Origin of the sequence: Promineifilum sp. (SeqCode) (assembly GCF_041918635.1) — a bacterium.
Classification (GTDB): Bacteria; Chloroflexota; Anaerolineae; order Promineifilales; family Promineifilaceae; genus Promineifilum.
The window spans coordinates 1-13,435 of record NZ_JAYRVJ010000018.1; the positions used below are offsets into that span (position 1 = coordinate 1).

The 13,435-nt window shown below is 66.6% G+C and carries 13 protein-coding genes; 2 read left to right on the forward strand and 11 right to left on the reverse strand.

What is annotated here, in order from left to right; genetic code table 11:
* Positions 1-161: 161 nt before the first annotated feature.
* From ACE3UY_RS00765 to ACE3UY_RS00815, 11 genes are all read right to left on the reverse strand, one after another.
* A complete protein-coding gene (locus ACE3UY_RS00765; RefSeq protein ID WP_374685648.1) occupies positions 162-1,112 on the reverse strand; it encodes a ring-cleaving dioxygenase in 951 nt (316 codons plus the stop codon).
* A 149-nt stretch (positions 1,113-1,261) separates the two neighbouring features.
* Positions 1,262-1,789, reverse strand: coding sequence for a DUF2062 domain-containing protein (locus tag ACE3UY_RS00770; protein WP_374685649.1), 528 nt, complete (start codon positions 1,787-1,789; stop codon positions 1,262-1,264).
* Between the two features lie 228 nt (positions 1,790-2,017).
* A complete protein-coding gene (locus ACE3UY_RS00775; protein WP_374685650.1) occupies positions 2,018-2,572 on the reverse strand; it encodes a trans-aconitate 2-methyltransferase in 555 nt (184 codons plus the stop codon).
* 50 nt (positions 2,573-2,622) lie between these two features.
* On the reverse strand, positions 2,623-3,855 hold the full coding sequence (locus ACE3UY_RS00780) for an MFS transporter (protein ID WP_374685651.1): 1,233 nt from the start codon (positions 3,853-3,855) through the stop codon (positions 2,623-2,625).
* 168 nt (positions 3,856-4,023) lie between these two features.
* Complete coding sequence (locus ACE3UY_RS00785) at positions 4,024-5,688, reverse strand: FAD-dependent oxidoreductase (RefSeq protein ID WP_374685652.1); 1,665 nt, start codon at positions 5,686-5,688, stop codon at positions 4,024-4,026.
* A gap of 413 nt (positions 5,689-6,101) precedes the next feature.
* Positions 6,102-6,848 (reverse strand): response regulator, encoded by a 747-nt coding sequence (locus tag ACE3UY_RS00790; protein ID WP_374685653.1) that lies wholly within the window; start codon positions 6,846-6,848, stop codon positions 6,102-6,104.
* Between the two features lie 35 nt (positions 6,849-6,883).
* Complete coding sequence (locus ACE3UY_RS00795; RefSeq protein WP_374685654.1) at positions 6,884-8,140, reverse strand: GAF domain-containing protein; 1,257 nt, start codon at positions 8,138-8,140, stop codon at positions 6,884-6,886.
* Between the two features lie 151 nt (positions 8,141-8,291).
* A complete protein-coding gene (locus ACE3UY_RS00800; protein ID WP_374685660.1) occupies positions 8,292-9,011 on the reverse strand; it encodes an energy-coupling factor ABC transporter ATP-binding protein in 720 nt (239 codons plus the stop codon).
* A gap of 142 nt (positions 9,012-9,153) precedes the next feature.
* Positions 9,154-9,936, reverse strand: a complete 783-nt coding sequence (cbiQ, locus tag ACE3UY_RS00805; RefSeq protein ID WP_374685655.1) for a cobalt ECF transporter T component CbiQ — start codon at positions 9,934-9,936, stop codon at positions 9,154-9,156.
* A 91-nt stretch (positions 9,937-10,027) separates the two neighbouring features.
* Positions 10,028-10,969, reverse strand: coding sequence for an energy-coupling factor ABC transporter permease (locus ACE3UY_RS00810; RefSeq protein WP_374685656.1), 942 nt, complete (start codon positions 10,967-10,969; stop codon positions 10,028-10,030).
* A 179-nt stretch (positions 10,970-11,148) separates the two neighbouring features.
* Positions 11,149-11,592: a Fur family transcriptional regulator gene (locus ACE3UY_RS00815; RefSeq protein WP_374685657.1), complete on the reverse strand. Its 444-nt coding sequence runs from the start codon at positions 11,590-11,592 to the stop codon at positions 11,149-11,151.
* A 313-nt stretch (positions 11,593-11,905) separates the two neighbouring features.
* Between ACE3UY_RS00815 and ACE3UY_RS00820 the strand changes: the two genes are divergently transcribed.
* Positions 11,906-12,463: a hypothetical protein gene (locus ACE3UY_RS00820; protein ID WP_374685658.1), complete on the forward strand. Its 558-nt coding sequence runs from the start codon at positions 11,906-11,908 to the stop codon at positions 12,461-12,463.
* Between the two features lie 27 nt (positions 12,464-12,490).
* Positions 12,491-13,435 (forward strand): hypothetical protein (locus ACE3UY_RS00825; protein ID WP_374685659.1); only part of this gene is annotated, 945 nt, incomplete at its 3' end.

Below are 13,435 nucleotides of genomic sequence, written 5' to 3' on the forward strand. Positions count from 1 at the left end.
CATGCCTGGCCGCGGCAGGTAGTCGACCAGGTCGAGGATGCTCTCGGCCGTCGCGCCCCGGCCGTGCAGCAGGATCAGCGCGCTGTCGGCTTCGGCCAGCGGCCGGCCGGCGGCGCGCAGGGGTTGCCCGCCGTGGGGGTGGGTGGGGGTGGGGGTCGCGTTCATGGCCGCGCCTCCGGCTGCCGGAGGTCGGGCAGCGCCGCCTCGATCTCGGCCCGGCGCGGCTCCAGCCACGGCGGCAGGCGCAAGGCGCTGCCCAACGCACCGGCTGTCTCGTCGTAGAGAAAGCCCGGCGCGTCCGTCGCCACCTCGAACAGCACCCCGCCCGGCGCGCGGAAGTAGATGGAGTGGAAGTACTGCCGGTCGCGCACCGGCGTCACGTCGAAGCCGGCCGCCCGCAGCGCCAGTTGGTACGCCAGTTGTTCGTCGTCGTCAACCGTGCGGAAGGCGACGTGGTGAATGGAGCCGACGCCGAAGCGGCCGCGCGGTTGGCCCGGCCGGTGCAGCAGATCGACGTACAGGCCGATGTCGCCCGAGGCCCCGGCCAGGCGCGTCCGGCTGCCCTCCTGGCCGGCGGCGGTGTAGCCCATCTGGTCGGCCAGCAGCGCCGCCGTGCGCTCGACCTCGTCCAGCCAGAGCGTGACGCTGTGGAAGCCGCGCAGGGCGTGCTCGGCCGGCACCGGCCCTTCGGCCCAGTACTGCACCGCGGCCGGCGCGTCGCTGACGACCAGTTCGACGGCCATCCCGTCCGGGTCGCGGAACGGGATTACCTCCTGGCCGAAGCGCGTCTGCGATTGGCCGATGACCACGCCGGCCGCGCCCAGCCGCGCCCGCCAGAAGTCGGCCGAGCCGGGGCGGATGGTGTAAGCCACGGCGGCGGCCTCGCCGTTGCCCGGCGTGCCGCGCCGCGCGCCCGGCCAGGGGAAGAAGGTCAGCACCGTGCCCGGCGTGCCTGTCGCGTCGGCGAAGTAGAAATGATAGGTTCCGGGGTCGTCGAAGTTGACCGTCTTCTTCACCAACCGCTGTCCCAGCAGGGTGTGGTAGAAGTCGATATTGGCCCGCGGGTCGCCCGCCATGGCCGTGACGTGGTGGAGTCCTTGAATGGGTTGCATCGGCTGATGGTAGCGCGCGATCGCTGCTATGCAAAGGTGTGGAGAAGAATCTCACGCAAAGGGCGCAAAGTGGGCCAAGAACGCCAAGAGAAAATGCTTTCTTTGCGTTCTTTTCTTCCTTTGCGCCCTTTGCGTGAGCTCTGCTCTTCTTACCGCGCGCCGCGCCGCAGGACGTGCAACGGCTGGACGAAGGCGAAGACCGGTTGGGGCCGGCGAACCACCCGGTAGCCGGCGAAGCCGGTGTGGGCCACCACAAAGCTGGCCGCGGCCAGGCTGAAGGCGATGAGCAGGTAACCGACCAGGATACGCACCACCAGCGCTTCCGGGGCGACCATCGGCGTGTGGCAGGCCAACCACCCCAGGGCGAACGCGCCGACCTTGGGCGTGCAGGCGTAGAGCGGGGCCATGACCAGGTTGTTGGTCAGCGCCATGGCCGCGAAGAACGGCGCGCGCGGCAGGTGGGAGTAGCGGCGCATGACGAAGGCGGCCAGGGCCATATCGACCAGCGGCACCGGGATGGTGCTGATGAGCGTGCCCGTGGCGAAGGTCGCGGCGAGGGTGGCGGACGGCGCGTCGGACTCGGCCATCTCGCGCCAGTGGCGGCGGACTTCACGCCGGGCGCGGTCGATCTGCGTCATCGCGAACTGCTTCAGTTGATTGGCTTGGAACTTTTTCATCGTTTCCCTCGTCGGCCCGCACCCGGTTTGGTTGCTTGTGCGGCCCTACAAGTGGTAAACGATGGGGTTCAGCCCCTTGTTCCCCGTTTTGGGCCTCCGTGGGGCAGCCGACGACGGGGCGTCAGGTGGGCGTAGGAAACCTACGGAAAAAGAGAATGGCTACGGATTTCGACGGAGGATACGGATAAAAGACGGGATTCAATCCGTTCTTTTTCCGTATGAGCCGTCTCAATCCGTAGCCATTCTCTGATAGGCAATGGTGGCGTAGATCTCGCGCAGGAAGCGGCTGGGGCGGCGGCCGAGGAGGCGGACGCGGGTCAGGCCAGCCCGCGCCCCCAGCGCCGCCCACGTCTCATAGGATAGGGGGTGGGGAACCCAGAGGTTGCCGCGATCCACGTTGTACTCCACCAGCAGGAATGGGCCGCCCGGCTTCAGGTGAGCCGCCAGCCGGCGCAGCAGCGCCTCCTTGTCCCGGTCGCGCACGAAGTGGAGGGCGTTGGCCATCACCAGCCCGTCGAGCGGCGGCAGGTCGAGCGGCCCGGTGAAGTTGGCCGCCTGGGGAAGCACGGCCACGCCGGGAAAGCGCCGCGCCGCCTCGGCCGCCCCCCGCGCCAGCGCCGCCCTATCCCGGTCAACGGCGTGGATGGTCGCCCCCGGCCCCAGCAGTTCGGCCAGCGCCAGCGTGAAGGCGCCGTCGCCCGCGCCCAGATCGGCCCACACCTGGCCCGGGCGGTCAGGCTGGACGCCGGGACGGAGGAGGGCGACGTGGTCGGCGTGGTTCATGTAAACTCCAATCGCGGTGGTAGCCGTAGGGGCGGGTTTGAAACCCGCCCCTACACCTTATTCGGCGCGAGCCACACCAGGAACAACACCGCCGCCACCGCCGCCAGCCCCGCCCCAAACAGGAACGGCGCAGACGGCCCGAAGCCCGGCCACGCCCCGACGCCCTGCCACAGCACCCCGGCGATGAGGCTGGCCGGCAGCGTGACCAGGCCAACGACGGCGTGGTAGAGGCCATAGGCCGCGCCCCGCCCCGCCGCGCCAGCCAGATCGGCCACGTAGGCCCGCGCGTTGCTCTCCACCAGGCCGTGGTAGAGGCCGTAGGCGATGAACAGGGCAATCACCTGCCAGGCCGCGCCGGCCGCCGCCAGCCCCAGGTAGATGGCGGCGTAGACCGCCCAGCCGGCCAGGATGAGCCGCGGACGCCCCACCCGGTCGGACAGCGCCCCGGCCGGCCCGGCCACGGCTGTGTAGACCAGGTTGAAGGCCAGCAACATGGCCAGCACGCCGGCCACGCTCAGCCCGCGCTCCTGGGCGCGCAGGATGATGAAGGCGTCGGCCGAGTTGCCCAGTGTGAAGAGGCCGAAGATGACCAGGAAGCGCCGGTAAGCGGTGGGCATGGCCCGGAAGGAGCCGAGGATGGGCTGCCCGGCGGCCGGCGCGCTCCGCCGCACCTCGCGCAAGCCCAGCGCCAGCACGAGCACGGCCAGCAGCCCCGGCAGCGCGCTGGCGAGGGCGATGCGCTGGAAGGTGGCCCGCGACAGGGAGAGCTGGTTGCCCTGCGTCAGCCAGACGATGAGCAGGGCCACGCCCAGCCCGACGACCGCCCCCAGGCTGTCCCCGGCGCGGTGGAAGCCGAAGGCCAGCCCGCGCCGCTCCGGCGGCACGCTGTCGGCCAGCAGGGCGTCGCGCGGGGCGGTGCGCACCCCCTTGCCCAGCCGGTCGGCGAAGCGCACGCCCAGCACCGGCAGCCAACTGTTCGCCAGGACCAGCAGCGGCTTGGAGAAGGCGGAGATGGCATAGCCGATGACCGTCGGCGGCTTGCGGCTGATCACCCGATCCGACCACCAACCGGAGAGGAGCTTGATGAAGCTGCTGGTGGATTCGGCCACGCCCTCGACCAGGCCGATGGTGCCCGTCCGCGCCCCCAGCGCGTTGGCCAGGAAGAGCGGGATGAGGTTGTTGATCATGTCGCTGGATACGTCCGTCAGGAAGCTGGCGACGGTCATGATCCAGATGTTGCGGGGGAGCGGGGGAGCTGGGGAGCGGGGGGGCGGGGATGACAAGCGAACCTCCTACAGCGCGCATCCTAAGATGCGCCTTCCCGGCATAGAGTGCGCATCCTCAGATGCGCACTCGTCCGCATCTGAATGTGCGCCGTCCGCATCTGAGGATGCGGACTCTGCCAGGGGGCAGTCACCCCCGCTCCCCCGCCCCCCTGCTCCCCCGCCCACTTACACAGTCCTCAGATATTGATGGACCTGACTGACCACGTTCGCCCCCTCGCCGACGGCGGCGGCCACGCGGCGGGTGGCCCCCTGGCGCACGTCGCCGGCGGCGAAGATGCCGGGTACGCTCGTCTCCAGCAGGTAGGGGTCGCGCTGCGGCTTCCAGCCCTTCGGCCGGTGGCCGTCCAGCATCAAGTCCGCCCCGGTCAGGATGAAGCCGGCGCTGTTGCGCTCCACGATGCCGGCCACGCACTCGCTGTGGGGAACCGCGCCAATGAAGAGGAAGAGGGCCGGCGTGTCGATGCGGCGCTCTTCGCCCGTGTCGTGGTTGCGGACGGTGATGGCCTCCAGGCGATCCTTGCCGTGAGCGGCCTCAACGGTATGGCGGGTCAGCACCTCGATGTTCTCCGTCGCGCCGATCTGGTCGATGAGGTATTGCGACATGCTCTTGCTGAGCGAGGAGGCGCGGACGAGCATGCTCACCTTGCTGGCATAGCGGGAAAAGAACATGGCCCCCTGCCCGGCCGAGTTCGCGCCGCCCACCACGCACAGGTGCTCGCCGCGGTAGAAGGCCGCCTCGGTCAGCGCCGCGCCGTAGTAGATGCCCGCGCCGGTCAACTCGCTCACGCCGGGCGCGTCGAGCTTCTGGTTGGTGACGCCGGTGGCGATGACCAGCGCCCGGCAGCCCAACTCCGTGCCGTCGCTCAGGCTGACGTAGCGGTAGGGGTCTTCGACGCGCACCTGCATCACCTCGCGGGCGGTCAGAATCTCCGCGCCCAGCCGCCGCGCCTGGGCCACGGCCCGCGTCGCCAGGTCGGCCCCGCTCAGCCCCTTGGGGAAGCCGAGGTAGTTCTCGATGCGCGAGCTGGTTCCGGCCTGGCCGCCCGTCGCCTCGCGCTCGATCATGACCGTCTTCAGCCCTTCCGACGCGCCATAGACGGCCGCGCCCAGCCCGGCCGGGCCGCCGCCGATGATGATCATGTCGTAGAAGGGCGCGGTCGCCTCGGTCTGGAGGCCGGCGCGCGCGGCCAGATCCATTATAGTGGGCTGGATGACCGACGTGCCGTCGGGGAAGAAGACCACGGGCAGCTTGACGCTCTCCTCTTTGAACATCGCCTCGACCACGGCGCGGCTGTCGGCGTCCTTGTCCAGGTCAAGCCACTGGTAGGGGATGCGGTTGCGGGCCAGGAAGTCCTTCGTGATATGCGAAGTCGGCGACCAGAGCGTGCCGGCCACGCGGATGCCGTCGAACGGCATGGGGGTCGTCGCCCACCAGTCGCTCAGCAGGTCGTCCAGGATGGGGTAAAGGTTCTGCTCCGGCGGGTCCCACGGCTTCATCAGGTAGTAGTCGAGGCCGACCTTGTTGATGCTGGCGATGGCCGCCTCGGTGTCGGCGTAGGCGGTCAGCAGCACCTTGCGGGCGTCGGGGAAGAGCTTCAGCGCCTCGGCCAGGAACTCCACGCCGGTCATCTCCGGCATGCGCTGGTCGACGAGCAGCAGGGCGACGGGCGTGCCGCGCTCTTTCAGTTGGCGCAGCGCGTCGAGGGCGTCCTGGCCGTTGCTGGCGCTGAGGATACGGTAGTCGTTGCGAAAGTGGGCGCGCAGGTCGCGGCCGACGGCGTTCAGTACTTGAGGTTCATCATCAAGAGTGAGAATAACGGGCTTGGCCATGTGCTCTCTCCGGTTAGGATGGCCGGGGGCGGGTTTGGCCGGGCAAGCGGGGTCGCTCGACCCGATTATTCCCCCGAGTTGCGTTCAGTGGAGTGGGGCAAGTGTAGCGGCAATGGGGGAAACGTACAAATGAGTAGGGGCGCACCTGCGTGTGCGCCCTGGGACTTGTGTGTGCACCTTGGGCAGCGTTGTGCGCCCTGGGGCAGCGTGTGTGTCTTGGGGCAGATGCGCGCCTGGGGCAGATACGCGCCCTGGGCAGCGTGTGTGTCTTGGGGCAGATGCGCGCCTGGGGCAGATACGCGCCACGGGGCAGACACGCAGGTCTGCCCCTACTACAGGGGCGCAAACAACCGCAGACCTTCTCGCGGGGCGAGCAGGTCTCGGCCGGTTGGCGGCGGGTATCAGGTGTGGCGCTACGCTTCTGTGGCGTCGTTGTCCGCGCCGCTGCTCGCGCCGCCGGCGCCATTGCTGGCGCCATTGTCCTCCGGCGCGGCGACCGTGGGGGCATTGTTGATGTCCACCAAACCGCGACGCAGGGCATAGAGCGCCGCCTGGGTGCGATTGGCCAGGTGCAGCTTGCGCAGGATGCTGCCGATGTGGTTGCCGACGGTGCGCTCGCTGATGGTCAGCGACTTGGCGATATCCTGGTTGCTGAGGCCCTGCGCCACCAGCCGCAACACCTCGACTTCGCGCTCGGTCAGCGGATCGTCGGTCAGCGGCCGGTTAGCAGCGGCGGCCACCGGATTGTCCAGTTCGCGCAGCATCTTCAGGGCAATGGTCGGGTGCAGGTGGGACTCACCGTTGTAGACGTCGTGGATCGCCTGAAGCAACTGCTCGGGCGAGGCGTCTTTGAGCAGGTAGCCCGACGCCCCGGCCCGGATCGCCGCGAAAACCCGGTCGTTGTCGCCAAAACTGGTTAACACCAAGACGCGGGCGTCGGGGTTATCGGCCTTGATCTGGCCGATGGCCTCCAGGCCGCTCTGGCCGGGCATTACCAGGTCCAACAGAATGACGTCCGGCCGCAGGTCGCGCGCCCGAACGACCACCTCGTGGCCGTCCGACGCTTCGCCCGTGACCTCCATATCCGGCTCGCCGGAGATGAGCGTCCGCAATCCTCGCCGAACAATCGCATGGTCATCCGCAATCAGTACGTCTATCATAAGCCTTCCATTAACCTCGAAAATGTCGAGCCTCCTTAAGAAATCATCCCATCAGCGTCCACGAACCGGTACGGCACTCCCTCCACGCGAATTGTGGTGCCCGCTGCCGGCGATGATGTGATCGACAGGCGGCCGCCCAGGTGTTGCACCCGCTCCGCCATGCTGACCAAGCCGAAGCCAGTGGCCGTCCGTTGTTGTTCTTCAACGGGGAAGCCCTGGCCGTTGTCCTGAATTTCGAGCGTCAAGGTACTGGAGCCCAGCCGGAAACCGACGCAGACCGACGTCGCGCCGCTGTGGCGCAGGACGTTGTTCAGCGCCTCCTGGGTGATGCGGTACAAGCCCTGCTCCACCGGCGCGGGCAAGCGGTAGAAGTCGGTCATGACCTCGCGGCCGACGGCCGGTATGGGGTAGGGCCGCCCGGCCTCATCGGTGACGACCAGGCGCGTCTGGATGCCCGCGCGCTGCTCCACCGCTTCCAGGCGGCGATAGAGCGCGCCCAGTAGCCCCTCTTCCTGAAGCTCGGTCGGCCGCAACTCGTAGATGAGCAGCCGCACCTCGCGCAGCGCCTGCTCGGCCATCTGGCCCAGTTCGGCGATGTGCTCCTTTTGCGGCTCCAGTTGGCCGGTGTCGATCTGGCGTCGCCACGCGCCGGCCAGCACCGACATGCTGTAGAGCGATTGGGTCACGGCGTCGTGGAGTTCGCGAGCCAGACGGGCGCGTTCCTCGAGTTGGGCCTGCTGCTGGCGCGCCTGTTGGGCCTGTTCGTGGAGTTGGGCGTTGACGATGGCGATGGAGGCCCAGTTGGCCGCACCCACCAGAGCCGGCAGGTCGTCGGCGGTCAGGCCGTCGCCGCTGCTGTGGGCGGCCTCCAGCACGCCGATGGTCTGGCCGCCGCGGCGCAGCGGCGCAGCCAGCATCGATTCGCTGTGAAACCCGCTGGTGGATTCAACCGAGAAGTAGATGTCGGGGTCGTTGACGTTGCCGCCGTCGCGCCCCAGCCAGACGCCTTCACCCGTCCGCAATACGTAGCCGGCCACGCCCGCGTCCTGGGGCATCGTCGTGCCGCGCAACTGGGCCGCGCCAGGGCCGCGCACGGCGACGAAGGACAGGTGATCCCCCTCCGGCAACAGAATGGCGACGCCCTCGGCCTTCAGCAGGGCAGCCACTTCGACCAACACGCGCTGTAACACGTCCTCCAGCTTGAGACTGGAGGTCACGGCCTGGCCCAAGTGGTTGAGAGCCAGGATCGTTTGCCGCTGGAGGGAGCGGGGCAGCGCTAATCGATTTTCCATCACGGACTTCCAAAGCGACCCCCGGCGGCTGTTCAATTCTACTTAACGCACTAGTGAGCCAGGCACACCGGTTGGCCATCCGTAGTATAATGCGAGTAGGACAAACCATCAACAGTACTGAAGTCATGCCCTGGCCTTACTCATCAAGACTTTAGGCATAGTAGGCAGCTGGCGATTCCAGTCCGTGTGCCTCCAGCAGAGCGCGGTCGGCCAGCAGGTCGGCTGTCGCGCCGTCGGCCACCACCCGCCCCTCGTCCATGATCACCATGCGCGGGAACAACTCGGCCACCAGCCACATGTCGTGGGTGGACACGAGCATGGTCTGCGGCAGGTCGCGCAGCAGGCCGATGAACTGCCGGCGGCCGCGCGGGTCTAGCCCGGCCGTCGGCTCATCCAGCACCAGAATCTCCGGCCGCATGGACAGGACGGTGGCGATGGCGACGCGCTTCTTCTGGCCCAGGCTCAGGTGGTGGGACAGCCGGCTCTCGAAGCCGCCCAGGCCCACCTGCTCCAGCGCCCACTGCGCCCGGCGTCGCACCTCCGCCTCGGGCAAGCCCTGGTGCAGCGGCCCAAAGGCCACGTCTTCCAGCACCGTCGGCGAAAACAACTGGTCGTCCGGGTTCTGGAACACCAGGCCGACCATGCCCCGGATGAGCGGCAACTGCTCCTTGCTCAGCGACCGGTCGCAGACGCGCACGGGCGAAGTTGCTCCGCCCAGGATGCCGTTCAGGTGGAGCATGAGCGTGCTCTTGCCCGCGCCGTTGGGGCCGACCAGGGCCACCTTTTCGCCCGGCGCGATGCGCAGGGTCACGCCGCGCAGCGCTTGCTGCCCGTCGGGATAGGCGAAGGTCAGCCCGTCGATCTGAACGATGGCCGTACTCTGGTTCGCCGGCCTCCCGACCGGCGCGGGGCGCTTTTCCTCTTGATGTACAACCGGCACGTTTACCTTCCTTATCTTCTACCGTAGGGGCAGACCTACGTGTCTGCCCCAGGGCGCACAAGCAGGTGCGCCCCTACAACCGCGCCATAACCTGGAGCGCCCCGATCGCCGCCGTTCCCAACGCCAGCCACACCCAATCCGCCGGCCGCATGACGTGGGGCGAGAGGGTCAGCAACTCGCCGCGATAGCCGCGCGCCTGCATGGCCTGATAGACGCGGTCGCTGCGGTCGAGGCTGCGCACGAGCAACTGCCCGGCCATGTGGCCGGCCACCTCGGCCCGCCAACGCACGCCGCCCCCGCCGGCCACGCCCGGCAGGTGGGCGCTGCGCGCCGCCCGCGCCCGCAGCAGGCGCTGCACCTCCTCCACCAGCACGAAGAGGTAGCGGAACATAAAGGCGATGATCGATACCAGCACGGCCGGCACGCGCAGGTGGCGCAGGGCGTGGAGGATGTCGGGCACGCGCGTGGCTGCCGTCAGCAGCACGGCCGCCTGAATAGAGATGAGGCTGCGCAGGACGATGCCGGCGAAGCGCGCCGCCCCGGCGTCGGTCACCGTCAGCCCCAGCGGCCCGCGCCAGAGCGCCTCGCCCGGCACGGTGAACAGAATGGTGACGGCCGCCAGCAGGAAGGGCAGCCCCAGCAAGGAGCGGCGCACCACCAGCCAGGGCGACAGCCGCCCGGTCAGCGCCGCGCCCATGACCAGCAGAAAGGCCGCCAGGTAGGCCGCCCACGCTCGCTCCGGCAGGAGGGCGACGGAGACGATGAAGGCCAACGTCAGGACGACCTTGACCCGCGGGTCGAGGCGGTGCAGGGGGCTGGGGCGCTCCAAATAGCGGTCAAATGCGTTAGCGTTCATAGAAGAAAGATCTCACGCAAAGACGCAAAGAACGCAAAGAAAAGAAACCTTCTTTACTTTGCGTTCTTTGCGTCTTTGCGTGAGCAATTCTTTATACTAACTGCCGCCGGCGGAGGGCGCGGGCGGCCAGGTAGACAAGCCCGGCCACCAGCAGCGCGCCGACGACGCCCGCGACGATGGTCGAGAGGCCGGTCTGGCCCAGAAAGGGGATGGTGTAGTCGGGCAACAGCTCATAAGGGGCCGATTGGGCCGCGCCCAGGAAGCCGGCCGACTCGGCCACCCACTCCAAGCCGTCGGGGTGACCGGAGGCGAACGGCGCGAAGAGCGTCAGCAACAGGGCCACGGCCAGTCCGGCCACGACCCAGCCGCCCCGCCCCGCCTCCTTGCCCTCGGTCAGCAGCGACGGCCGCGCCCGCCGGATGAAGGCCAGCGCGGCGACGGTGATGAGCGCTTCGCCCAGACCGATGAGGGCGTGGACGCCCAGCATGGCCGGCAGGACGACGCCCGGGCTGCTCGTGCCGCTGAAGGCCAGCAGCAGGGCCACGACCAGCGCCGCGAGGACGACCGATAGCCAGGCCGCCAACCCGGCGGCGACCAGTTGCGCCCGCGCGCTCCGGCCGCGGCCGATGCGGTTCACGTAGTAGGCCAGGAAGCCGGGCACGACGCCCATGACCAGGATGTTGGCCCCCATGACCAGCAAGCCGCCGTCCTGGAACAGGAGGGCCTGGACAGCGATGACGGCCGTCATGGCCAGCAGCCCCAGCCACGGCCCGAGGACGATGAAGGCCAGCGCCGCGCCGACGAAGTGGCCCGACGTGCCGCCGGCCACGGGGAAGTTGAGCATCTGCGCGGCGAAGATGAAGGCGGCCATGATGCCCGCCAGGGGCACGAGCCGCTCGTCGAAGTCGCGCCGCGTCTGGCTGACGGCCATGCCGACGATGAGCAGCGTCAGCAGCCAGCAGACAGCCGAGACGGCAATGTGAAGGAAGCCATCGGGAATGTGCAACAGAATACCGGCCGGGATCACGTTCATAGTCATTCCTCTTAAGATTTGTCATCCGCAGATTGGGCAGGTTTGAAGAGGCTCACGCAAAGAACGCCAAGGTTACCAAGGACGCCAAGAAGAGCTTTTTTTGCGTTCTTGGCACTCTTGGCGCTCTTTGCGTGAGCCTCTTATTCTGCCCAATCTGCGGATAACACTTTTGTCTCTTCTTACGCTCCATCGGGCGCGGCGCATTCACGGCAACGGCCGTGGATGGTCAGGTTGTCCACGTCGGCCGCGAAGCCATGCTCGGCCCGCAGCCGCTCGGCCAGGGCGGCGAAGGCGTCGCCCGGCACGTGGGCCACGTCGCCGCAGTCGCGGCAGATGAGGTGGTGGTGCGCGCCGGAGCCGTCGCCGGGCGCGATTTCGTAGACCATCGCCCCGCCCACCTCGGCCGCGCACACCAGCCCCAGTTCGCCGAAGAAGTCCAGCGCCCGGTAGACCGTCGAGCGGTCGATGGCCGGGAACTGGGCGTGCACCCGCTCATACAGTTCGGCCACCGTCACGTGCCCGCCCAGAGCGCAGAGGGCGTCGAGGATGATTTGGCGTTGGGGGGTTAGGCGGTGGCCGCGTTGGTGGATGAGGGCGCTGAGGTTGTGGTTGTTGTGAGTCATTAGTTATTGCGAATTGGTTGTAGTTGCAGATGCATTGTAAGCAATAGCCGAGCGCGTGTCAATCAGGTAAATAGTCCACCTGCTATTTACAATTACGTGATTTTCGTCGTAGCAATACATGACTTTCATCACTTAGTGCGCCTGGGTGATGCATACCATTATATAGTTACTGCTTCTCCACCAAGTTGCGATTGCTGCCACCAAGCCATTGCTAAGCTCGCGCATTGGCGACAACAAGTGGTTCTTCTCGCGGCGCACTTTTCTAACCCTCGTTGAAGGCCACCTTCTGGGCATCCAATCAAGGAGGTATCTCGTGCGAAACTGGTTCGTTTTACTCATACTGCTACTGACGTTGGCCGCCTGTGCGGCCGAGGCGCCCGGGCCGGCGTCCACCGACCCGGGCGTCGAGCGCCCGTCGGAAGTGACAGTCGCCGTCGACGCACCCACAACCGTCGTACCCATGGGCGATTTCTTCTACTCCTTGCCCAACTACAGTACTGGTGAAACGGTAACGCTGGATGCTTTTACAGCTACCGTCACGGAGGTCACGCTACAAGGTAGTCAGTTACAGATCAGTGTCGATCTCCTCAATGAATCCGGTCAGCCCATTGATATGGTTTGGGCCGTTCAGCTGATTCGTGATGAATTCGGCTACATCGCGCCGCTGGATTCGCCGGTGCAGGATATGATCGTCGGTGAAGGCGTGCCGGCCGAGCGCGTCGATCTGGGTGGTGTCTGGACCTATGATCTCGCGCCCGGTGACTTATCGAGCAATGCGGCAATCGACCTCGACGACTATCGTCTACTGTTCGTCCCTCGTGGCTGGTCAGGGCCTGTGTTTGTCTTTCGTCTCACTCCCTCATCCGGGTAGCAACTGCACAAAGGAGGAATTAGCATCGTGAACAACTTCAAGCGCCTAATGCAGTACAGCACCCTGGTCGTTAGTCTGGGGATCCTGCTACTGGCAAACACCGCTGCTGCCCAGAACGTCACTGGCGATCCATGGAAGATGTTGATCCTCGTCTATCGCCATACAGATACCGACTACACCGATATCGACGGCACAGCGCGCCACTTGACAGCGACCATGCCCGTTCAGGATGCGGAGAACATGGTGCAGTCCTTTCTGAACCAACCCCATCGCGGGAACATCTATGACTTCTCCGATCACCTGGCCGAAGCAGAGGCCAACGTCATCTACGTCAATCGCGCCCTGACGGATCTGGAGCCCATTGGGACGGGGTATTGGCCGTCACCCGATGTGACGCGAATTGAACTGGATCAGTATGCGCCACCCGGTCTGTATGACTCGGTGATCGTCTTCTGGCAAGCCTCGCACCCGACCACCGGCCAGTCGATACCCAGTTATGGTTGGGGTCTCGGCTATTGGCCTTTTGATTACGCGAATGGCATGACATATGCCGCAGTGTTCAATATCAGCTGGATATGGCAGAACGACACCTGTGACGGCGAAGTATTCCTCCACGAATGGCTGCATGGCGTGACAGGCTTCTATAGTTGGTTGGGGTTCTCCTTTCCCTATGACGACCTTCATGGCGCCGAGGAAGCGGGCTACACGCCGGATGCCAACGGCTGTTGGGAACCCTGGTTACGCGATTACATGCGCGGCCTGGTGTATGAGAACGGGCAGCGCACGGCCCTTGTGCCCGAAACCTGGCACAGTGGCTCAATCACGACCTATGACATTCAAGGGTGGCGGGCCGAGTTCTACAACAACGAGACGCTAACGGGGCTGCCGGTTCTGGTCCGCGATGACGAGGCGATCAATTTCCAATGGGAAGATAATTCGCCGCACCCTCTCGTAGCGGCCGACCACTTCTCC

What these genes read in the sequence shown, in the direction of transcription:
- ACE3UY_RS00765 (WP_374685648.1), bottom strand. Translation starts at nt 1,112, where the DNA reads ATGCAACCCATTCAAGGACTCCACCACGTCACGGCCATGGCGGGCGAC.
- ACE3UY_RS00770 (WP_374685649.1), bottom strand. Translation starts at nt 1,789, where the DNA reads ATGAAAAAGTTCCAAGCCAATCAACTGAAGCAGTTCGCGATGACGCAG.
- ACE3UY_RS00775 (WP_374685650.1), bottom strand. Translation starts at nt 2,572, where the DNA reads ATGAACCACGCCGACCACGTCGCCCTCCTCCGTCCCGGCGTCCAGCCT.
- ACE3UY_RS00785 (WP_374685652.1), bottom strand. Translation starts at nt 5,688, where the DNA reads ATGGCCAAGCCCGTTATTCTCACTCTTGATGATGAACCTCAAGTACTG.
- ACE3UY_RS00790 (WP_374685653.1), bottom strand. Translation starts at nt 6,848, where the DNA reads ATGATAGACGTACTGATTGCGGATGACCATGCGATTGTTCGGCGAGGA.
- ACE3UY_RS00795 (WP_374685654.1), bottom strand. Translation starts at nt 8,140, where the DNA reads ATGGAAAATCGATTAGCGCTGCCCCGCTCCCTCCAGCGGCAAACGATC.
- cbiQ (WP_374685655.1), bottom strand. Translation starts at nt 9,936, where the DNA reads ATGAACGCTAACGCATTTGACCGCTATTTGGAGCGCCCCAGCCCCCTG.
- ACE3UY_RS00810 (WP_374685656.1), bottom strand. Translation starts at nt 10,969, where the DNA reads ATGAACGTGATCCCGGCCGGTATTCTGTTGCACATTCCCGATGGCTTC.
- ACE3UY_RS00815 (WP_374685657.1), bottom strand. Translation starts at nt 11,592, where the DNA reads ATGACTCACAACAACCACAACCTCAGCGCCCTCATCCACCAACGCGGC.